This window comes from Bacillus sp. 1NLA3E (genome assembly GCF_000242895.2).
Classification (GTDB): Bacteria; Bacillota; Bacilli; order Bacillales; family Cytobacillaceae; genus Bacillus_BU.
Window position 1 is genome coordinate 3,018,883 of the sequence record NC_021171.1, and the last position, 20,787, is coordinate 3,039,669.

Consider the following 20,787-nt stretch of genomic DNA (forward strand, 5'->3'; position numbering starts at 1 on the left):
ATTGATTTTTTTCATTATAAAGAGATCCTGAAGGATGCAGTTAATCAGAAGATAAATCTTTATAATTTTGATCAGTATATAATCTTACTTTCCACTTAGCATTAACTTCTCCATTACTAACTTCTGTATCTATCGTTAATGTAATTGGAAATACATATTCTTGAGTTTCAGCGATGTAAACCCTTGGAACTTGTACATCTTGTAAAAGATATAATAAAACTTCTCCTTCATCTGTGTACCGAACATGAGTGGCTAAACCTGGATGTTCTTTCACTCTTTCATAAATTTCCTCTTGTTTTGGTTTAAAATAATGCTTAACATAATCAAAAAATGAAATATCATCATAAATATCAGTTTCGGCTACAACTCTGTACATCCCATATACCCTGGCTTGATCTACTTTGCTAATACAATCCCAATAACCTTCTACATCCTCACTAAAAAGCAACTCCATAAATTTAAAAACTAACTCTGATTGGTCTTTTGTTACATTTTCGATAGTATTATTTTTCAAAATTATCACTCCTTTAAGCATATTTTCTACAAAAGGAGTTATTATCCTGTAAAAATTTGTTGATTATTAATGAACAAAACAAAAAGCACCCTTCGTGAGTGCTTAAGCTTCTTCCTTAACTTTATCCCTAACCTCATCAATAACATCTGCAAGAAAGTCTATGCTTTCCTCAATATTCCGCACAAATTCTGAAGTAGTAGTGTAATTACCTACTGTCATAGTTATAATTACCGACCCATCCGGATTTTTTTTCTTATTGTATCCTGAATCGACTTGGTTGGATCTAAAGTTATGTGCAATGTTATTTCGCAAATCAGATACTTCCTTATATATATTGTTATTAGGAATATCATTTAGGAAATTATAAAGACAATCGTCTTTATTTTTAAGTTTTTGTAAAACTTCTTTTCTAAACCCCAATTTTTCAGGAATTTCGAATTTATATTTTACATTGATTAAATGATAAATCGCATCAAATATCCCTGAAAACCTTGTATAGTAACTCTCCATATAAAAGCCAAACCAATATTGATATATATAATGCTTTTCTTCAAAATGAGGGAAGTACTCGATACTCTGTCCATTTTTACCAGGTGAAATATACCACTCATCATCAGGGATTCCCTTATTAAAATAAAACATTAAAAGAACGTAATTGTTAACTAGATCAAAAACTCTATTGTTAAATTCTTTTAGCCAATAACTAAGCTCTATTCCGAGAAAATCCAATCCATTATGAGTCCTCTTGTCATTTGTAAGATTAATTTTGTCCAGTGATTCTTTCTTTTTCTTACTTAAAATATCCCAATCTTCTGGTGTAGGATATTGTGCATAATCAAAGATATTCATATTACCCTCCTTTTTCCGTTATTTTAGTACATTTCGGTAAGGAGGATAAATTCCCCTTTGGGTTGTTTGAAGTGTCACAAAAACGCCACCGCAAGGTGATGCAATAACTTTATTAATTGAACGGCCTTGTAACCTTCCGTGCCGTCCTGCCTCCCATTTTACACTGCGGATTTTTCTCCATGCAAAAGTTTGTAAAATGTCGTATTAGAGTTGATTTACGCCTTTATCTCGGAACGTAATTTATCTACCGAATCACGAGAAATTTCTAAATGAATTGATATCTGTTGTCTAGTTAAACCACTTAACATGCAATCATAAGCAATTTTAAGGATCTCCCTATAAGTAGATCACCAGCACTTTCAATAGCAAAAACTCTACGCTCATACTCTTCTAAACGTGCAATTTGCTATTGTTCCCTAATATCCATATCTCTAAGTTTGGCTTGGCTTTTTCCCCGACTCTCTCTAGGTAATGTATTACGTAATACATGAGTTACTCCACAATCTGGCCCTATTGTTGAATAAGAAAAAAAATATTAAATATGAAAAATGGCACCCATTTCTGAGAGCCATTTAAAGTTGAAAGAATCATTTAGAAGAAAAATTAAAATAATTTCTCTTCAATAATCTAGGTAATGTCATTAATTCCTTAAAATTGATTGAATTTCCGAATAGCTTTGTATCTACTAAAAACAATTGATCTTCAATTTCTTTAATGATATTGTCGGGCTGGTACACCATGTCACATTCCTGGCAGATAGTCGCTGGTGTCATCGTAATTTCGATCGCCCTTGATCCATCTGGCAGCTCCCAGTAAACCGTGCTCTCACCGCAGCTTGCGTTTCCTCCACACCACTCACATATAATCTCCATAACGAATCATCTACTCATTTATTTTGATTTATTTTCTTGATCTTCACTATTTATTGATTTTTGCTGCGCTTTATATTTCTTTTCTTTTAATTCGTCCCGTTTTCCTCGTTTATCCTTGAGCGAAGAATGCTGCGGATCTTTTTGATACTTTTGCCTTCTATCGAGACGATGGAGATCTTCCGGGATGAGGTTGAATTTGCTGTCATTCATAATAGCGGATATACCGACATTGGATTGGTACTTTTCATAATCAGGGTATATACCCTTGAAGTATGCTTCAGCAGTTCCTGGTACATAGTTTTGAGGCTCTGGATAAGAAGTGATAACACCCTCAAAATTCCGTAACACCACTTTATCAGCACTTTGCGAAATTAAATAATTAGGTTGCAACGAAATCTTTCCGCCGCCGCCAGGACTATCGCAAACGAAGGTTGGGACTGCGTTTTTTATTGTAAGTACTTTAATCACTAAAAAACTGCAAATCAAGATCATTTTTATCATCTTAATTCGCAGTAACAAATAGACATAATGATAATTATCTAAACTCCCGAAGCAATCATTTATACAAACTAATCAATGTTTATACGAATACTTTTTTGTAACCATAATAATTCCACAATCACACCCGATATGGAATATTGAAAAACACGAAATAACTGCAAAAGTTCCTCAGTTATAGTGCTAAAGGTACCCTTTACTTAAAAGTGTGAATTAAGGGATCCCCGTAGGCATCCTCTTCATGCTTCATGAAATTAAGTGGTTCAACATTTTATTCCTTAAATAGAAGTAGTATATGATTTGGATGGTTAGGTAAATTCCGGAAATGAGAAAGAAGTGAAAAAGTATATCCAGGTTATTCATAATCCCGCCAACATCCGTAGACAAGATGATCACGTAAAGGGCTGCCAGCACCGTTCCGATCATTGTAGGCACAAAGAAGATCATTAACAATTCACTTGAGATATTCCCTTTAACTTCCTTCAACGTCATCCCAATTTTATACAGCTTTCGATATTTCGATTTTTCCTCCTCAATCTCTGAGAAAAGGTTTAAGTATAAAAGAATGAAAGTACCAAAGAAAAACATGATGCTTAGAAAGGTGGTCACGAAAAACATGATGCCGCTGGAATTCCTGTTGTTGAAGTAATCATCAATCTTGGACGCAACGTGGAATAGCTCTTCTTCAGATGAAAACTCAGTGCGATGGTCATCAATTGGGGCTGTACTACGATTATATGCCGCGAATTGTTCCTTTAATTTCTCTACGGCTCCAGCTGTTGCCTTCCAGTCGGACACATTGATTAAATGAAGATTGGATTTATACCCATTTAAGGTGGCTGCCAGAATGTCAAATTCGTTTTGGTTTATAACGATAAATTCATGCGTATTTGGCAATAGGTTAATGGTTTTTTGAACCACTTTCTCCTTATATACATAGCTAGCCTTCTCGTTATTAATTGAAAGTTCGAGAGATTGATTAATTTCAACATTTCCATTTCCATTTTCAGGTTCAGTGTTTAAATAGACGAGATATTCCTTACCTTGCAATTTCGCATGACCCGAAGTTAATTTGTTAAAATCGTCCAGTGACATGAAATGATAAGGTTGAAATCCTTCAGCATATGGATGCTTTTCATAGTGCGCAATAATCGGAATGACAAGATGTTCTTTAATTGGGTGATCCGCTTGGTCAAGTACAGCATACAGTTCTTCTTTAGACAGATTATTTTTCGTATCAGTCTGATAAAAGGCCATATCATAAGGATTATTGTTAATGGCATCCGTTTCGGAGGACTTATAGAACGTAAGCAATAAGGTGCTGTAAAAGATCGTAATCATGGTCATGACAGAAACAAGCATGACAATCGACGTAAGCTGTTTAAACTTATAATCAAGGCTTGTTAAGAATAACATCCTTCGAAAATAAAATCCGGGGATTTTTTTGGCAGCCTTGATCAAGAAACTACTAAACTGGCTCAGTGTTATGTACAAACCCAATAAAACCCCGAGTGTCCATAACGGCAAAAATCCTCCGGATGATTCTACATAAGTGACATACAGGCTCAGCAAGGATCCAACCATTATGACCAAACCTAAAAAACCGAGGATTGGACTTCTCCTCTTTATCGTTTCGGAAACTCTGTTACTCTTCATGCTGAGGATCACGCTGCTTTCAAGCGTAAGAAAAAGCGATTTCCCAACCGCGAGTAAAAAAACAACCAAAAAAGCTCCAAGCGAGTACATGAACATTTTTCCGTTTAAATGGAACGAAACATCCTGAAGCCCGACACGGCTCATTAACAGCATAAAAAATAATCTTGAGAAGACGGCTCCAGCCAGCAAGCCAGATACGATTGAAGCAACAGCAATAACCCCATTTTCGAAAACGAGCAGTCTTGTAATATCGCGATGGGACATGCCCAATGTCATGAAAAGCCCGAACTCACTTCTTCTTCTTTTCATAAAAACATTGTGGGCATAGCTAATGAAGAAGATGGTAAATACAATCAGGGCAACTCCCGGAATGGACAAGGCATCCTGGATTCCCTCCAGCTTCTTTGCCTTCTCAATCTGGTTGTTGAAATACACGGTTGAGAACATAAAGAAAAACATGACAGCAAAACTGTTGCATAGATAATAAAAGATGTACTTTTTATATTGAACCTTGGCCATCTTCCAAATGACTTGATTAAATGTCATAGGATTTTCCCCCTAAGACAGCCAGATTATCCATGATTTGATTCAGAAACTCCTTCCTGCTCCCCTTTTTCACAATCGTAGAGTGGATGAGGCCGTCTTTGATAAAAACAACCTTCTGACAGTAACTGGCGGCGAAGACATCATGGGTAACAAGAAGTACCGTTGTCGAGAGTTCATTAACGATTTTTTCAAAACATTCCATGATGACCGCGGATGATTTAGAATCCAGATTCCCAGTGGGTTCATCGGCAAAAAGAATCGCTGGTTCATTCACCAGTGCCCTGCTGACGGCCGTTCGCTGCTGCTGACCGCCGGAAATAGTATATGGATACTTAGACAGGATGGGATCAATTTCAAAAAGATTCGCCAGGTATTCGAGCTTTCCTTCCATTTCAGCCGCCGTTTTCCTCTCGAGGACCATGGGAAGCAGAATATTTTCTTTAACGGTTAAGCTGTCTAACAGATTGAAGTCCTGAAACACAAACCCAAGCTTTTTCCGTCGAAAAAGAGCAAGGTCATCTCCTTTCATCTCGTTTATTTCCTGGCCTGCGATGATGACCTCCCCTGAGGTTGGCTGATCAATGCCGCTCAACACATTAAGCAGTGTGGTTTTACCGCTTCCGGAAGGTCCCATAACCGCAATGAACTCCCCTTCTTTAACGGACAGGCTTACCCCGCCCAAAGCAGTAGTTGATCCTTCCCCACTTGACCCTCCGTAAATTTTCACAATATTTTTCACATCCAAAATAACCATTGGTCTTCCTCCCTGTTTTGCAATACTATCATTTTAAGGGACATAAAAAAACGCAACCATCGGAAATGCTAAAGATACCTTACATTTTTGTAAGGTATCTTTACTATTGTTCAAACGGGTTTAGGAGCAGGTTATTTTGGTTCCCGCCAACCACCGGATTGTCACGGTAGTACCTTTAGAGGGCTCGGATTGAATATTGATAGTCGCCCCGAGTTTGTCAGCAATTTTTTTGCTTAGGTACAGCCCAATCCCCGTGGAGTTCGAGAAAGTCCTTCCGTTTTCGCCTGTAAAAAAAGGCTGAAAGACTCGCTCAAGATCATAGGCAGGAATGCCAACACCTTCATCCTTGATGGTTAAGCTGATATGTTTGACACTTTTATTAATTTGAAAGATAAGCTTTTTGCTCCCAGCTTTCGGGACGGAATATTTTATCGCATTTGAAATGATCTGTACCAATAGAATTTCGTTCCACTTTGGATCAGTGATAATAAAGGCATTCCCACCTTCGAATTCAATAGAAGGATAGATTGACTGATAGATACATTCTTTCTTTCTGTCGTTTATCAATTTTCGCAATGTTGGGAGTAAGTCTACCGAACGTACCTCAAGGTCATTTTCAAAACTCTCCATTCTAATCATCGTTAGACCTTGCTGGATGTATGTATGAAGTCGATTATTTTCCTGCTTAATTTTCTCTAATATTTCAGCTGCTTCATTTGTTTTTTCCTCTTTATTTATGATGAGCTCAATCACAGACACAGGTGTTTTTAAATGGTGCATCCAGTGGGATAGAAAATAGAGTCTCTCTTTATTTTGTTCCTTCAATTCATTGTTTTTACGGGTGTATTCACCTGTCATTTTATACACCAATTGCTGAAACGCCCTCTGTTCTTCCGTATGCGGCTGCAACTCCGTATCCTGATTCTTTAATATAAGTGCAATTGCCCGATTTGTGGGATAGTACCGAATCCAGTCTATGGCGAGGTATACGATTAATAAAAAAACGCCAATCGACACGGGATAGAAAATCTCTGTATTCGCCGGTTCACTGAGATGGAAAAAGGTTATGATTGAGGCCATACTTGACAAGTACAACATGATGATAAGCAATCTGTCTTTTATAAACCTCGTAAAGATCTCTTTTTGCATCATCAATCCCTCATGGTAACAGAATCATATAACCTGTACCCTACTCCTCTTTTACTTTTCACCACATGATTCCCCCCCAGTTCCAACAGCAAATGCCTAATCCTAGTCATGTTTACCGTTAGTGTATTATCATCAATAAATGTTACTGAATCCCAAACTTCTTCAATAAGCTCTTCTCTGGATACAAACTCACCATTATGCTCCATTAATTTCTTCATCAGTTTATATTCATTTTTCGAAAGTTCAACCTTATTCCCGCCATAGGTTAAGGTAAGAGACTTGGCATCTATACAAAGGGAACCAACACATAAGGTATTCGTTTCCTTTACTGCGTACTCTCCGTAAACTCTTCTGACGGTGGCTTTTAATTTGGATTGCAGCATCTCAAAAGTAAACGGCTTCGTAATATAATCATCTGCCCCGAGTTCTATGGCCATAATTTGATCCATCTCGTGGCTTCTAGCTGACATCATCAGGATCGGTACATTAGACTGCTTTCTAAAACACCTGCACAAATAATACCCATCGTAGTAAGGCAAGTTAATATCCAGCAGGACAAGGTCAGGAGTTACCTGAGCAAATTTTTCCTCTATATTTGAAAAATGATCAGGAAGATGCACTTCATACCCGTACTGTTCCAGATTTTCTTTAATCAATTCACAAAGCTGTGGATCATCCTCAATAAGCAATATTTTATACACGTCCGGTTCTCCCTTTTAAACTTATTTATCTCAAGTATAAATTGTAAAAGACATTAAATCAGTAGTTTTCGAGTAAAAACCATTTGCGCTGCCTTACTTATTCACTTCCACAAAGTAGGTTATCGGAGTCCCTTTTTGATTATTGACCCCGATCAAATTTAGCAGTTTGGGTTTCATTAACAAAACGGCATTATCTAACATATTGGACGTTAGATTTCTTAATTGGACTTTATTTTTTCAAGTCTTTTTTTATTTTTCCAAATCCCCCTTTTGTAACCTTTGTATACCAAAATGGCACCCATTTATGAGTGCCATTTAACAGTTTGTTTTAAAGAATCTTTAAGAAGAAAAATCAAAATAATTTCTCTTCAACAATCGAGGTAAGCTCATTAATTCCTTAAAACTTATTGTATTTCCGATTAGCTTTGTATCTACTAAAAACAATTGATCTTCGATTTCTTTAATGATGCTGTCGGGTTGGTACACCATGCCACATTCCTGGCAAATAATCGCGGGTGTCATCGTAATTTCGATCGTCTTTGACCCATCTGGCAGTTCCCAATAAACTATTTTCTCACCGCTGCTTGCGTTTCCTCCACACCACTCACATTTACTATCCATAACGAATCACCTACTCATTTCCCGTTGATTCATTTTTTTCATTCTTAATATTGATTGATTTTTGCTGCGCTTTAAATTTCTTTTCTTTTAATTCGTCCCGTTTTTCACGTTTATCCTTTAGAGAGGAATGCTGCGGGTCTTTCTGGTACTTTTGCCTTCTATCGAGACGATGAAGATCTTCCGGGATGAGGTTGAATTTACTATCATTCATTATAGCGGATATACCGATATTGGATTGGTACTCTTCATAATCCGGATATACACCTTTAAAGTAGCCTTCCGCTGTGCCTGGTATATAGTTTTGTGGTTCTGGGTAGGATGTTATCACACCTTCAAAATTCCGTAGTACCACTTTATCTGCACTTTGTGAAATTAGATAATTTGGTTGTAACGCGATTTTCCCTCCCCCACCAGGTGCATCGCAAACGAAGGTAGGGACTGCGTTTTTTATTGTAAGTACTTTTAAATAACTAAAAACTGCAAACCAAGAAAATAATTATCTTGATTTGCAGCTTTAATTATACATAATGATTATTTGTCATGCTTTCGATTAGTTATATAAAAAATGTTTCTGCACTCCACTTGGCTTGAGTGTTGGTCGCAGACATATTGATGTAGCGGTGTTTACCTTTTTAATTTTCTATAGTAAATTCTACAACAATCGCGCCCTTTAATTTAGGAACGCTTTCCCTTTGCACTCCAGTAATTGACAAGAGCCAATGGAATAATAAGAGGAATAATAATAAAAAAACGAGAAAGTCCAAAGTATATCTAAAATTAATACTATATTGTTACAGCCCTGCGTCCCACATACAGATTCCCGTAATCCTCTTTCATTTATGGCTGAAAAATAACCCCCTAGTCTCATTCCAAATAAGAAAAACCATACAATAACAATTGCAATTGAAATTATAATAAGTTTAGATTTGGTTCCTCCTCGTTCCATTTACAATCCCCCTGTTCACTTCATCATCCTTCCCATCATTTTAACATAAATATCCAATTATCTTTGGGGAAGATCCTCAAGAATCTGGCCCAATTCATTAAGAAGAGCGCATTTCTTACTGCAGAAATGCGCCCGATTGCGAAATAAGAAGAGTATATTTCTTTTTCTACAAAGTGGTTTATGAATCCCTATGACATATAGGACATAATATTGCAGGCAATTGATTTAACACCCTGAGCTTTTGTTGTTTAATCGAACCTACGTTTTCTATAAATAACTACCGTAATAACTATTGATACAGCTACCCAAACGAATAGTACAAGTATATTTTCGATGATTTCACTAAAGCCTTCTCCATTGCCTAATCCAAACCAAATGGTATTTAGTTGTTCATTTGGTAAATAATCAATAATCTTTAAAATAGTTTCGTTTTCCACCATTGCTTTAAGCATAGTTCCCATCCCAAAGACTACTAATACAGGCATTCCAATAATACTCGTTTCCATTACTGTTCTTGAAAGCAAGCCAAGAATGGTTCCAGTCGCAAGATAAAAAAACAATCCCAATAATACACTTAATACAAATAACGGAGGCGACGGAACCTTGTAGTCAGATAAAAAAATGGTGCCAATAATAACAACAATTGTCATAATAGCAGATAATGCACTTTTTCCTACGAAAATTTCAGCTGTACTAGCAGGCGATAATAACAATCCTCTCAGTGTATTTTTCTCTTTTTCTTCTGCTACCATTGCAGCTTGAATAAAAGCGCCTGCAATGACAAGAGCGAGATTGATTGGATATGTTGTAAAGACTACATTTTCTTCACCCATACGACTTAACATTGCTGCAAAAACTAAAGGGATTGCTAATGTAAAGATTATGTAGGAATTTCTTTGTAGGTCTTTCCAATCCTTTATAAATATGGCGTTTACTCGTTTAAAAGAAAATGTCATGATAAATTCCTCCCTGTTAATTGTACAAAAATGTCTCCAAGTGTCGGCTCATTTGAGTGAATTGTTAAAATCTTCCCATTTTCCATATATCGGTATATTTCTTTTGCTCCTTCTTCGTTTTTATTAACAACTACTGTACGATTTCCTTTTAATAAAAGGGAAATCGTTGTGTTTTCTTGTTGTATTTTTACATTTTGGGGTGTATCCAATAGCATGATCTCCCCATTATTCAAGAACGCAACTCGATCACAAAGGTTTTCTGCTTCTTGCATGTCATGGGTTGTTAAAAAAATGGTGGCCCCTTCTTGATTCAATTTTTTCAGGCCCGCATGAATATGCTTTGTATTTACAGGATCTAAGGCAGAAGTTGGTTCGTCTAAAAAGAGAAGATCAGGTTTATGTAAGATGGCTCTTGCTAATGTCACCCTTTGCTTCATTCCTTTTGATAGTTTTTGAACTGGTTTCTTTTTATCTTGTATTAGATTAACAGATTCAAGAACCTCATTGATTTTACTTTTGTCTACATCATATAAATCACAATATAATGCAAGGTTATCGTAGATACTAAGTCGCTCGTAAAGGCCACTATTATCCGTTAAGATTCCGATTCTCGTCATATAAGTTGAATCGTTTAATTTATGGATTGGTTGACCAAACACCATAACCTCTCCAGCTGTTGGATGAAGTTGGGCTGTTAAAATTTTAATGGTTGTCGTTTTACCGGAACCACTTGGTCCTAAGAAGCCAATTGTTTCTCCTTTTTTCACTTCAAAGTTTACATTTTTCAAGGCCATCTTGTTTTCAAATGATTTAACAAGCTCTCTTACTTCGATAACATTTTCCATTTTCATTACTCCTTTTGCCATTTTTTCTTTTTTGATTCAAGTTTAGCTAAATATTAAACAAATGCAGTAATATCAAGGTGAAAAGAGTATAAGAATGGATGAATGGAACCAAATTTCGGGTGAATGGATCATGTTTTCCTTCCTAAAATGCGCTTTTAGTCATGAATAGAATGTTAAATCCCGATAATATTTTTCAACTCATTTAATTTTCCTTTGGATAATGGAACAGAACTTTTCTTAGAATCTTCAAGAATGAGACTATAGCTATTTCTAGTCCAAGTAATCACTTCACGTACTTTTTGTAAATTGACAATATAGGATCGATGGCAACGAAAAAATCCAAATGGTTGTAATCGTTCAGATAGGTCATTCAATGTAATGGAACAGGGAAAGACTTCTCCATTTACATGTAGGTTTGAAATTCCTTCATTACTCTCGACTAAGACAATCTCCGTGGGATCAAATAGGATAATCTTTTCATTTACTTTTGCTGGAATCTTTTCAAACCGCAACGGTCTGCGGATTACAGTAGCTTTCTCTTCAGCTTGTTTTTTATCCTCATATACCTCTTCAAAATTTGAATTAACTATTTCTTCACTTGGTATTTCAGTATTTATTATCGGCAGCGAATCAATTGCTTGGTTTTCTATTGAAACGGAATTCAAAATTACCCTTTCCTCTTCCATGACATCAATTTTTTTTAAGCCTTCATCGTTAAGACGGTAAACAGTATTGGTCATGGAAATGGCACTTTCAAAGTTGTTTGTCGTAATGAGTACTGCTTTTCCTTGCCTTTTGAATTCCTCTAATACTCTTTGCATAATGATTTTGCTTTCTAAATCAATATTTTGATCAGGCTCTTCCATAAGGAGTAAATCTGGGTGGTGCAAAATGACTCTAGCAAGTTGTAACCGTTTTTTTTCTGAATAAGAAAGATTGTTAATTTTCGTTCTCACTTTCTCAGCTAAACTAACTTTTTGAATAAGTGAATTAATCTCTATATCGACATTATATAAATTTTTAAAAAATGTTAGGTACTCTCTCGGTGTAAGTCGGTCATACAAAGCTTCATTCAATAAAAATAACCCTACACGGTTAGATAGGCTTTTAAAACAATGGTTTAAAGGCAGGCCTTCTAGCAATACCTCCCCATTCGAAATGGGTATCTCTCCAATAATCATCATTATTAACTGCTTTCCAACCTCATTATTGCACTGAATCGCTATAACTTCTTCTTTATGAATATCTAAATCTATCTTTGGAAATATAATCGTGTTTCCTTTACTTTTTTCAATTTGTTTTATTTGCAATAGGGTCATGTGATCATACACCTCAATTAAGAATGAATTTTATTTCCAGAATAATTAATATCTGTAAAGATTTGTCTATGATTAAAAGCCTAATACTCATTCATTGGAATTTCAATTATTAAAATTAGATAATAGTGAAATTTATCGTTCCTGTTAGTGAAACCTGTTACTCCATTAAATGGCCCGATGGTTGATTAAGAAAAATAAAGGTATGATCAAACAATCTAGAACTTTTTAAAACATTCTACCCCAACATATACAAGGCTATTGATTTTCTATATTTTATTTAACATATCAAATTTAAAATATTTCCTCTGGAAGCGTTGAAGTCATTTAATAAATATGAAAAAATGACACCCATTCCTGAGTGCCATTTAAAAGTTTGAAAGAATCCTTATGAAGAAAAATCAAAATAATTTCTCTTCAACAATCTAGGTAATGCCATTAATTCCTTATAACTAATCGAATTTCCGATTTTCCTTGTATCAACTAAAAACAATTGATCTTCAATTTCTTTTATGATGTTTTCGGGCTGGTACACCATGTCACATTTCTGGCAGATAACCGCTGGTGTCATCGTAATTTCGATCGCCCTTGACCCATTAGGCAGCTCCCAATAAACAGTATTCTCACCGCTTTTTGCGTTTCCACCGCACCACTCACATTTAATCGCCATCACGAATCACCTTCTCATTAACCGTTGATTCATTGTTTTGGTCTTCAATATTTGTTGATTTTTGCTGTGCTTTAAATTTCTTTTCTTTTAATTCGTCCCGTTTTTCGCGTTTATCCTTTAGAGAAGAATGCTGCGGGTCTTTCTGGTACTTTTGCCTTCTATCGAGACGATGAAGATCTTCCGGGATGAGGTTGAATTTACTGTCATTCATAATAGCGGATATACCGACATTGGATTGGTACTTTTCATAATCAGGATATACACCTTTAAAGTAGCCTTCCGCTGTGCCTGGTATATAGTTTTGTGGTTCTGGGTAGGATGTTATCACCCCTTCAAAATTCCTCAACACTACCTTATCCGCACTCTGAGAAATCAGATAATTCGGCTGAAGCGAAATCTTCCCTCCCCCACCAGGTGCATCGCAAACGAAGGTAGGGACTGCGTTTTTTATTGTAAGTACTTTTAAATAACTAAAAGCTGCAAACCAAGAAAAAAACTATCTTGATTTGCAGCTTTAATTATACATAATGATTATTTGTCATGCTTTCGATTAAGTTATATAAAAAATGTTTCTGCACTCCACTTGGCTTGAATAGTGATTGCAGACAGATTAATGTAGTAGTGAGTTCACTGTGATGATACTTCATACATTAAAAATATCATATCGCCTATTTCTCGAACTTTTCATCCTTAACTTACTTTAGGTATTTTTTTTTCTTTATTCCAGCTTGGCAAGATATTTTTCTAAATGTTTTTTTCCAGAATTGCTTTTAGGCATAATGCCAAGATTCTTATATTTCCAAATAGTTTTTCTTTCATGCGGGTCTTTATTTGTAAGATCATCATAATTATAATCAATCTTAAACTTTCCTAACTTATCCAATACCAAAGTGAAATTCGACCAAGGCTCTTGACCATTAATATTAAACTCTCTCCAAAGTTCCTGAATAAAATCTACTAATAGATGCCATTTTTCTGAGTATTCTAGTTCACTTATTGTAAATAGTTCAGTTATTCCATGGCTGTATATTGGTTTGTCACTGCCTTCAGGGTAATAATAAAAGTAAGTAGACTGAGATCCTTCAACTACCTCACCGTATAAATAAACCTTGGACCAGTCTTCTGGAATAGTATCTACAACAACCTCAGCTATCTTCTGATATAATCTATCTAATTGTTCATCATTCATCTTTCTTGCCCCCCGGTACATTATCAAATCTTCTAATTTCCCATTCATCATCACCAATTTTATACTTAATATCGAAACTTATTGGACGTTGTGAGTCTTCCATATAATTTGGGGTTATCTTCACCTTCACATCATCACCTAGTTTAAGTGCATCTGTCCATGTATTCTCAAGTTTCTTCCATTCACCTTTGTTTAGATTCCCATTCATTGGAACAAGATTATCCAGACCACCAGACCCTTTGAAAATATTTGCAATTAAATGACCACCTTCATCATCTGGCAATCTATTTTCTCTTCCAACAACCTTTTGGGCATATTTATTTCTTTTGCCATCTCCAAATTTGAGAGTGCCTTCAGCACTAGAGATCCGACCTTGACAATCTGTTTTATAATTGTAGCCTTCTTTACTTGTGTACTCAACATCAGGTTTTAATACTTTCTTACGACCATTCCTAGTATAATGATCACCGTAATTTACTTTATGAACAGATTTATCCGTAACCTTAGTATCTCTCCAAACCGACCTATTGTCAGCTTCTCCTCTTGTCATTTTAACAAAAAAGTCCTTCGTCCCGCCAAAAGCTTCTCCTATTGTTTTCGATGGAATAGCCCCAATTGTTGTCACCACCTGCGGATTAATAACAGGCAAACGAAAATCAACTATTTGCCTTACTGTTCGCTCCATCCAAAGCTCGGTTGCAGCCAGTGGCGCTTTGACTACTTCCTTGTATATCCCTTTAAAAACCTCAAGGACTTTCTTCGTATTCAAGACATTTTTCATGCTATAAAAAGTAGGAAGGTTTTTCGCAAAAGCTGAAAGTCCGAACTTGGTACCAGCATTTACTCCTTTGACAGCAACCTTCCCACCAACACCTACAACCTTTGCAGGTGGAAAAAGAGATAATGCCAGCATCCCGGTTGCCAGTAGCCGATCTCCAACGGAAACCTTTTCCCCCGTAATAGGATCATATTCACTGAATATCCTTTGAGCGTCATAATAGCCCAACATCTCAAGGCCAAACTCCCCGGCCTTCATTGCGAGATTCTTCTCGGCCTGATTCATGGCTGCTTCAGTTTTCTTAACCAACTGCTGAGCATAATCAAGCTTTTCTCTGTATTTATGTATTACTTGCTTATAGGTGGCCTCAATATCCTGAATTCTTTTCGTGGATACACCGGGTATATTCGAAAGCAATGAGGTCAAATCCACGTTTAGATGACGAATTGCCTCTCTACACTTATCTTCTACCTTACCTATTATACTAGCAAACTGTTTTAAATCCTCATCATTCACCTTAATCTTGCTCATCTTAACTCATCTACTTTTCCTTGAAGCTTACGAATCTCTTTATTTACCTCAGCGAGTAGCTCTTCACCTAAATAATAAATATTTCGTTCTAGACCAATTAACTCATTCGCAATAGTATCATAATCCACTCTTGCATCACCTTCCCAAGGTGTGACAAAGGTAGAGTGTGCATTACGGTACATTCTTTTTCCAATTTCCAAATCTTCTTTTGCCTGTTTCACATTCGACCGGTAACCTTCTAATATAGGAATCTTTACTTGATAGAGCTTTCGTTTCGCGACCCTTTCCACTTCATCGACAAGTTTGATTTTCATCGTCTCCTCTCATATTATCTTATATTTCATATTACCAAAATTACCCACAATCAACATAAATAATTTACATAATCTTACTTCTTTTAGCTGATAAAAACAAAATAGCACCCATTACTGAGTGCCATTTATACACAAATCCTAAGAAGAAAAATCAAAATAATTTTTCTTCAACAATCTTGGTAATATCATTAATTCCTTAAAATTGATTGAATTTCCGATGATACTTGTATCCACTAAAAACAATTGATCTTCAATTTCTTTTATGATGTTGTCTGGCTGGTACACCATGTCACATTCCTGGCAGATATTTTGTATTTCATCATCCTTTAGGTTCTTTGTTCTGCTCCGGTACTGTATCCAGTTGTGATTACATTCCCTAAAATCAATAAACCCAGGATCCCCTGATTCGCCAATATACCTTACTCCCTCTACACTAATTCCCTGAATTTGTTTCATAGCTACACCTTTAATCCTTCTTTAGTTAGTGATTATGATATATTTAACCAAAACGGCTTACTTCTCCTTCTTGAACTAAACTGACCGTTCTTTAAGTGTAGAATTTCACAATTTCTTCTAAACTTTTACCTTGATATCAAGGAGTTGTTCCCAATCTGGCCCATAACAAAAATAGCGCATCTCTTGTTCAGATTTGCGCCCTATTCTGGAACATAGATATATGTTTATATTCCTATTGATTCATTACAACATATCCAATCCATCCAATTAATAAAATGTTTGGTGAGATCAGCAATGCCGATAGCCACCTGATGTTTTTTCTTAGGGAAAAAGCAGCTCCAAGGTAAAAGAATGGAAATATCAAACCCCACCATTCAAAACGTGGTGTTGCAGCTAAGTAGAGTGATAATGGTGTTATAAGTAGGCAGGAAATCACAAGAAATATTGGCTTCTTCAAACCTAAAGCTTTAAATGAGAATAAAATTGAAGCAATAATAAATGGCCAAAATAATAATCCCATAGAAGTCCTCCTTAAGTTTTTCTCAAAACTTGAATAACGAATTAGTATTTATTATTTTTGTTTGTTATCTAATTTTCTTTCAAGCAACTCTACTCGTTTTTTTAAAAAATCTATTTCCTTTGTTAACTCTGCATCACTGTTCTTTTTTGACTTTAGTGTAGTTTTATAGATTTGGTTAAATCCCCAATACATCATTAAAAAGCATACTCCCAGTAAGAACAAAATAATTATGATACCAAATAAAGTTTCTAAAATAATACGTCAACTCCTTATTCCAATTCCACTAACCTGACCTTTAATGCAATAAATTCAACTAAAAGGGCACCAATCCTTTTTCAGATAGCGCCCTTTAGTGGAATACCAAAAACTACCCGACATATTGAAGAATTAACTGATATAATGCTATGGAAAATCCTAAAATACTCGCTTTCATTTTAGATGGATGGATTCTTTTGCTGCCAAACAAGTAAAAGAAAACTACTATAAATCCCAAGGGAATCCATAGCTGAAAGACACCTTCTTTGGTACTGCGAGAAAAAATTGGAGCAATGTAAGTGCTAATCAGAAAGTAAAAGAAAACCGTAAAACGTCGTGTTTCTAATTGCTTGCTCCACCTTACTAAAAGGAAAATAATAATTATTGCGATAATTGTAATGTGTAAAGGGGGTAGAACAATAGCACCGTTCCCAAATTTGAATTCCATTCTGCATTGCCCTCCTTTTTTAAAGTATATCACCATTTATGGTAAAATTTTGGAATACTTTTTTTATATGAAGTCATATCTTCCTCCATAAATATCATTTAACCTTATTCCTACTTTACTAACCTGCAACGTTCGTAAGTACAAAATTTCACAATCTCTTCTAACCTTTAACCTAGATACCCAGGTGTTGTTCAACAATCTGGCCCTAAAATGGAAAAAAGCACTTTCCTTATTACAGGAAAGCGCCCTTTAATGGAACAACCAGGAGCTACTTATAGTCTAGTAGGGGACAAAACCTTATTGCTTGATACACGTTATCTATATTTTCATAAATACCTTCAGTTACCGAACACATCGAGGTGCTATTTGACATTATAAATTTTGTTACATAAGGAAACATTTTTGCCCTACTATTACGACACCCATGTTGAGCAAACGTTATTTCTTCCTGTCCGTTTTGCATTATACAATGCTTTGTCAGCTTGGCGTACTAGATGCTCTGGATATTGAGTTGTCTCCAAATATGTTGCTACACCAATTGAAATTGTTACATTTATTTCCTTTCCATTAGGAAATTTAATTTTATGGTTTTCAACAGCATAACGAATCTTTTCAGCAATTTCTAATGCTTGGGCATGATTACAATTTAATAACAATACAGAAAATTCCTCACCCCCCATCCTTGAAACGATGTCAAAGGAACGGGCACAACTAGATATTAAAGCCCCTAGTTTTCTTAAAACTTCATCACCTACAATGTGACCAAATGTATCGTTTACCATTTTAAAATGGTCAATATCTATCATAAGAAAAGATAACTTTTCACTATATTCCTTTGCCTTTTTAATAGATGCATTTAATTTAGAATCAAAATAGCGAACATTATATAAACCAGTTAGGAAATCTGTTGTTGAATCTTTTTTCATTTCATAAAATATTCGTTTGGACTGAATGATGAAATTAGCACAATAAAAAATTAAAGCTCCTGCAATTATGCTAATTACCCAATATTTAATCATGAAATCATAGAATCCCTTTGACATACCTAATAAATAAAGAAAGCCCGTAGTAAGTGTTACCAAGCTAAAAAGATACATGTATATCCACTTCTTGAGCTCAGAAAAACTTAATTTTGAAATAAAAGTGGCAAAAGTTCCTATGCAAACCATCATGACAACCGAAATCAAGAGCGATATTGTAGAACCACTAAAAAATATAGCCCTACATAAACAGATAATTATTACTGAAACAAAAGTAGCAATATAACCACCATATAGAGCTGATAAAAGAATAGCTACATGCCTAAAATCCATTATGATTGTTGGGGTTAAATGGATAGAAAATTCCATTAAGAATGAGCCTAGAATTCCTGTAGAAATACCTAATATTAACTTTTGCAAAATATTATCAATAATGGGCATACGTCTTAATGCCATTCCTCCAATGAACAGGAAGGTAATAACAATACAAACATGAACAAACAAATCTTTTAACATAGTGTTTCCCCTAATTAGTAAATATATTCCAATCAAAACAATACACAAAAAATTATATTTAAAAAATGAAATTAACCATATTATAGCAAAAAAATGTTTTTTTAGGGGAAGAAAGAAATTTTGTTTTTCTGCAATTAATTAGTGCGAAGTCTAAAATTCTTCAGCTATCCTGAAATGTTAATTTAAGTGTAATACTTAACAATCAACCCCTAATTTATTTTCAAATTCTGAATGATTTCCTCCACAATCTTGCCCGTTTGCTGAAGAAAAGCGACTCTTTTGTCTCTTTTGAGTTACATTAGATTGGTTCGCAAAAAAAAAATCATACTCTTCGGTTAAATTTTCGACGAATAACCAAGAGTATGAGTTTCTTTTTTAAAATAATTAGAATCCGCCTACTGGAGGATCGGCAGCTACAATCGTTTCACCATTCAATACAATCCAAATGTATGAATGGTCAACATCTCTTCCAGTAATCTGTTCTACTTTTTCATGGATACTTTCCTGATGTTCAAACATATCCTGCGCCTTACTAGAATCTAATGGGAAATGCTCAATATTTCCGTTCGTACTAATTTCAATATAAGTATCATATTGAGGTAAATACTCAGCACTTCCATTACCAGCATAAAGAATCAAAGATACTAATAATACTGTAAGTAAAACTCCTAGTCTTCTCAAGGTTCTTCACCTCCTTGTTAATTATTTTGATATAATCCTAGGAAAATTTCAACAACTTTAGGATTATACATTTTTTCACTATTATTTTTAATTTCTTGTATCGCAATTTCTTTAGATAATCTTTTTCTATATATTCTATCCGTTGTCATGGCATCATAAGAGTCTACAACAGATATTATTGCAGCACTAATGTCTATCTCGTCTCCTTTTAGGCCTTTAGGATAACCTTTACCGTCCCATCTCTCATGGTGTTGTTCAACGATTTTACCGGCTTCAATTAAAAAAGGATTGCCTGTTTCATCTAAAATATCTTTACCATATGTTGCATGCCTCTTTAAAACGTTCCAATCACTATCTGATAATTTTGTCGATTTATTTAATATTTCTAATGGGATCTTTATTTTCCCTACATCGTGAAAGAAGGATGCACAATTTAATACATACATTTCGTGGTTGGACAGGTTCATTTCTGATCCAACTTTCATGGATAACTTCATAATTCTTTCGCAATGGTCAGCAGTATATCCATCTTTCTTCTCGACATCTACAGCTAAATCCATTAATTTTCCTAGGCTTTCACTATAACGATAAAAAACAGGTTGTGAAGTAACGTAGATAAATTCTGTATCTTCATCCGCAATAAAAAACAAAAATTCTTTAACTGGACATAAACTTAAATAATCACCTGTTTGTAGAATAATAAAACTCTTATCTTTCTGACAGGTCATTTTTCCTTTTGTAATATACATAAATTCTAAAGCTTCCCAGCCTTCTTCAGGAGTAATTCCCCAACTCTGTCCTTCTTTAAGCTCATGTTTGATAACTTCTGTTCCATCTTTAAAACCCAAAAGGGAGGCTTTTAGGCCTTTTAAAATTACTGTATCAATTGGACTGTTTTCGTAGTGGTTGCTCATATTGAATACCCCTAACAATATTTTATACATATCTATAATATCACATTAACTTTTATAAATATCCACAAGACTTAATTAGATATTTGAACTCAGGAATAGTTTTTTATTATAGTTAAAATCTCCAAAAGTTCCCTATTTGTTTTAGGTTTAATTTGGATTAGTTCAAAAAATAAATTTGTTAGAATAATAACAATATAATAAAATAAAGTTGATAGAGAATGCAAAAATATAAATACAAATTATAATGGTATTTGTATTGACACTATAATCGGAGACAGGAGGGGAGTATATGGAATATAAAGGTCGGATAAC

The 20,787-nt window shown here is 35.0% G+C and carries 21 protein-coding genes and 3 pseudogenes; all 24 read right to left on the bottom strand.

Features of this window, described 5'->3' with window-relative positions; all coding sequences use genetic code 11:
• Positions 1-40 precede the first annotated feature (40 nt).
• The 24 genes and pseudogenes from B1NLA3E_RS14325 to B1NLA3E_RS14445 all read right to left on the bottom strand — a co-directional run bounded on the left by B1NLA3E_RS14325 (position 41) and on the right by B1NLA3E_RS14445 (position 20,475).
• The gene (locus B1NLA3E_RS14325; protein ID WP_041580558.1) at positions 41-514 is read right to left on the bottom strand and encodes a hypothetical protein; all 474 of its coding nucleotides are present in this window, start codon (positions 512-514) and stop codon (positions 41-43) included.
• A gap of 102 nt (positions 515-616) precedes the next feature.
• The gene (locus B1NLA3E_RS14330) at positions 617-1,363 is read right to left on the bottom strand and encodes a Cthe_2314 family HEPN domain-containing protein (RefSeq protein ID WP_015594552.1); all 747 of its coding nucleotides are present in this window, start codon (positions 1,361-1,363) and stop codon (positions 617-619) included.
• Positions 1,364-1,950: 587 nt separating this feature from the next.
• Positions 1,951-2,235 carry a YokU family protein gene (locus B1NLA3E_RS14335; RefSeq protein ID WP_015594553.1) on the bottom strand — a complete coding sequence of 95 codons (285 nt, stop codon included), beginning with the start codon at positions 2,233-2,235 and terminating at the stop codon, positions 1,951-1,953.
• An 18-nt stretch (positions 2,236-2,253) separates the two neighbouring features.
• Positions 2,254-2,676: pseudogene (locus tag B1NLA3E_RS14340) on the bottom strand (lysine 2,3-aminomutase); the annotation flags it as partial.
• A 303-nt stretch (positions 2,677-2,979) separates the two neighbouring features.
• Positions 2,980-4,935, bottom strand: coding sequence for an FtsX-like permease family protein (locus tag B1NLA3E_RS14345; protein WP_015594555.1), 1,956 nt, complete (start codon positions 4,933-4,935; stop codon positions 2,980-2,982).
• The gene (locus tag B1NLA3E_RS14350) at positions 4,925-5,689 is read right to left on the bottom strand and encodes an ABC transporter ATP-binding protein (RefSeq protein ID WP_015594556.1); all 765 of its coding nucleotides are present in this window, start codon (positions 5,687-5,689) and stop codon (positions 4,925-4,927) included. Before B1NLA3E_RS14350 ends, B1NLA3E_RS14345 begins: the two co-directional genes overlap by 11 nt.
• 120 nt (positions 5,690-5,809) lie before the next feature.
• A complete protein-coding gene (locus B1NLA3E_RS14355; RefSeq protein ID WP_015594557.1) occupies positions 5,810-6,841 on the bottom strand; it encodes a sensor histidine kinase in 1,032 nt (343 codons plus the stop codon).
• A complete protein-coding gene (locus tag B1NLA3E_RS14360; protein WP_015594558.1) occupies positions 6,841-7,539 on the bottom strand; it encodes a response regulator transcription factor in 699 nt (232 codons plus the stop codon). Before B1NLA3E_RS14360 ends, B1NLA3E_RS14355 begins: the two co-directional genes overlap by 1 nt.
• 339 nt (positions 7,540-7,878) lie before the next feature.
• Positions 7,879-8,160, bottom strand: coding sequence for a YokU family protein (locus tag B1NLA3E_RS14365; protein WP_015594559.1), 282 nt, complete (start codon positions 8,158-8,160; stop codon positions 7,879-7,881).
• A gap of 10 nt (positions 8,161-8,170) precedes the next feature.
• A pseudogene (locus tag B1NLA3E_RS14370) lies at positions 8,171-8,602 on the bottom strand (lysine 2,3-aminomutase); the annotation flags it as partial.
• Between the two features lie 752 nt (positions 8,603-9,354).
• On the bottom strand, positions 9,355-10,062 hold the full coding sequence (locus B1NLA3E_RS14380) for an ABC transporter permease (protein ID WP_015594561.1): 708 nt from the start codon (positions 10,060-10,062) through the stop codon (positions 9,355-9,357).
• Entirely contained in the window at positions 10,059-10,907 is an 849-nt protein-coding gene (locus tag B1NLA3E_RS14385; protein WP_015594562.1) for an ABC transporter ATP-binding protein, read from the bottom strand. Before B1NLA3E_RS14385 ends, B1NLA3E_RS14380 begins: the two co-directional genes overlap by 4 nt.
• 173 nt (positions 10,908-11,080) lie before the next feature.
• Positions 11,081-12,226 carry a LytTR family transcriptional regulator DNA-binding domain-containing protein gene (locus B1NLA3E_RS14390; protein WP_015594563.1) on the bottom strand — a complete coding sequence of 382 codons (1,146 nt, stop codon included), beginning with the start codon at positions 12,224-12,226 and terminating at the stop codon, positions 11,081-11,083.
• Between the two features lie 385 nt (positions 12,227-12,611).
• The gene (locus tag B1NLA3E_RS14395; protein WP_015594564.1) at positions 12,612-12,893 is read right to left on the bottom strand and encodes a YokU family protein; all 282 of its coding nucleotides are present in this window, start codon (positions 12,891-12,893) and stop codon (positions 12,612-12,614) included.
• Positions 12,883-13,335, bottom strand: a pseudogene (locus tag B1NLA3E_RS14400) (lysine 2,3-aminomutase); the annotation flags it as partial. The gene B1NLA3E_RS14395 and the pseudogene B1NLA3E_RS14400, both read right to left, overlap by 11 nt.
• 276 nt (positions 13,336-13,611) lie before the next feature.
• Entirely contained in the window at positions 13,612-14,082 is a 471-nt protein-coding gene (locus B1NLA3E_RS14405; protein WP_015594566.1) for an antitoxin YezG family protein, read from the bottom strand.
• A complete protein-coding gene (locus B1NLA3E_RS24100) occupies positions 14,075-15,391 on the bottom strand; it encodes a DNA/RNA non-specific endonuclease (RefSeq protein WP_015594567.1) in 1,317 nt (438 codons plus the stop codon). The genes B1NLA3E_RS14405 and B1NLA3E_RS24100 overlap by 8 nt, the downstream gene beginning before the upstream one ends.
• The gene (locus B1NLA3E_RS14415) at positions 15,388-15,705 is read right to left on the bottom strand and encodes a hypothetical protein (protein WP_015594568.1); all 318 of its coding nucleotides are present in this window, start codon (positions 15,703-15,705) and stop codon (positions 15,388-15,390) included. The genes B1NLA3E_RS24100 and B1NLA3E_RS14415 overlap by 4 nt, the downstream gene beginning before the upstream one ends.
• A 138-nt stretch (positions 15,706-15,843) precedes the next feature.
• On the bottom strand, positions 15,844-16,161 hold the full coding sequence (locus B1NLA3E_RS23325) for a YokU family protein (protein ID WP_015594569.1): 318 nt from the start codon (positions 16,159-16,161) through the stop codon (positions 15,844-15,846).
• Between the two features lie 232 nt (positions 16,162-16,393).
• On the bottom strand, positions 16,394-16,681 hold the full coding sequence (locus tag B1NLA3E_RS14425) for a hypothetical protein (RefSeq protein ID WP_041580561.1): 288 nt from the start codon (positions 16,679-16,681) through the stop codon (positions 16,394-16,396).
• A 367-nt stretch (positions 16,682-17,048) separates the two neighbouring features.
• Complete coding sequence (locus B1NLA3E_RS14430) at positions 17,049-17,384, bottom strand: hypothetical protein (protein ID WP_015594570.1); 336 nt, start codon at positions 17,382-17,384, stop codon at positions 17,049-17,051.
• A gap of 413 nt (positions 17,385-17,797) precedes the next feature.
• A complete protein-coding gene (locus B1NLA3E_RS14435; protein ID WP_015594571.1) occupies positions 17,798-18,880 on the bottom strand; it encodes a GGDEF domain-containing protein in 1,083 nt (360 codons plus the stop codon).
• 384 nt (positions 18,881-19,264) lie between these two features.
• Entirely contained in the window at positions 19,265-19,561 is a 297-nt protein-coding gene (locus B1NLA3E_RS14440) for a hypothetical protein (RefSeq protein ID WP_015594572.1), read from the bottom strand.
• Between the two features lie 17 nt (positions 19,562-19,578).
• On the bottom strand, positions 19,579-20,475 hold the full coding sequence (locus B1NLA3E_RS14445) for an HD-GYP domain-containing protein (RefSeq protein WP_144061487.1): 897 nt from the start codon (positions 20,473-20,475) through the stop codon (positions 19,579-19,581).
• Positions 20,476-20,787 lie beyond the last annotated feature (312 nt).

Bases quoted from the DNA above. Each gene is read 5' to 3' on its own strand.
- B1NLA3E_RS14365 (WP_015594559.1), bottom strand. From the start codon at position 8,160: ATGGATAGTAAATGTGAGTGGTGTGGAGGAAACGCAAGCAGCGGTGAG.
- B1NLA3E_RS14355 (WP_015594557.1), bottom strand. From the start codon at position 6,841: ATGATGCAAAAAGAGATCTTTACGAGGTTTATAAAAGACAGATTGCTT.
- B1NLA3E_RS14380 (WP_015594561.1), bottom strand. From the start codon at position 10,062: ATGACATTTTCTTTTAAACGAGTAAACGCCATATTTATAAAGGATTGG.
- B1NLA3E_RS14445 (WP_144061487.1), bottom strand. From the start codon at position 20,475: ATGAGCAACCACTACGAAAACAGTCCAATTGATACAGTAATTTTAAAA.
- B1NLA3E_RS24100 (WP_015594567.1), bottom strand. From the start codon at position 15,391: ATGAGCAAGATTAAGGTGAATGATGAGGATTTAAAACAGTTTGCTAGT.
- B1NLA3E_RS14430 (WP_015594570.1), bottom strand. From the start codon at position 17,384: ATGGAATTCAAATTTGGGAACGGTGCTATTGTTCTACCCCCTTTACAC.
- B1NLA3E_RS14330 (WP_015594552.1), bottom strand. From the start codon at position 1,363: ATGAATATCTTTGATTATGCACAATATCCTACACCAGAAGATTGGGAT.
- B1NLA3E_RS14335 (WP_015594553.1), bottom strand. From the start codon at position 2,235: ATGGAGATTATATGTGAGTGGTGTGGAGGAAACGCAAGCTGCGGTGAG.
- B1NLA3E_RS14385 (WP_015594562.1), bottom strand. From the start codon at position 10,907: ATGGAAAATGTTATCGAAGTAAGAGAGCTTGTTAAATCATTTGAAAAC.
- B1NLA3E_RS14350 (WP_015594556.1), bottom strand. From the start codon at position 5,689: ATGGTTATTTTGGATGTGAAAAATATTGTGAAAATTTACGGAGGGTCA.
- B1NLA3E_RS14435 (WP_015594571.1), bottom strand. From the start codon at position 18,880: ATGTTAAAAGATTTGTTTGTTCATGTTTGTATTGTTATTACCTTCCTG.
- B1NLA3E_RS14395 (WP_015594564.1), bottom strand. From the start codon at position 12,893: ATGGCGATTAAATGTGAGTGGTGCGGTGGAAACGCAAAAAGCGGTGAG.
- B1NLA3E_RS14345 (WP_015594555.1), bottom strand. From the start codon at position 4,935: ATGACATTTAATCAAGTCATTTGGAAGATGGCCAAGGTTCAATATAAA.
- B1NLA3E_RS14425 (WP_041580561.1), bottom strand. From the start codon at position 16,681: ATGGGATTATTATTTTGGCCATTTATTATTGCTTCAATTTTATTCTCA.
- B1NLA3E_RS23325 (WP_015594569.1), bottom strand. From the start codon at position 16,161: ATGAAACAAATTCAGGGAATTAGTGTAGAGGGAGTAAGGTATATTGGC.
- B1NLA3E_RS14405 (WP_015594566.1), bottom strand. From the start codon at position 14,082: ATGAATGATGAACAATTAGATAGATTATATCAGAAGATAGCTGAGGTT.
- B1NLA3E_RS14415 (WP_015594568.1), bottom strand. From the start codon at position 15,705: ATGAAAATCAAACTTGTCGATGAAGTGGAAAGGGTCGCGAAACGAAAG.
- B1NLA3E_RS14390 (WP_015594563.1), bottom strand. From the start codon at position 12,226: ATGACCCTATTGCAAATAAAACAAATTGAAAAAAGTAAAGGAAACACG.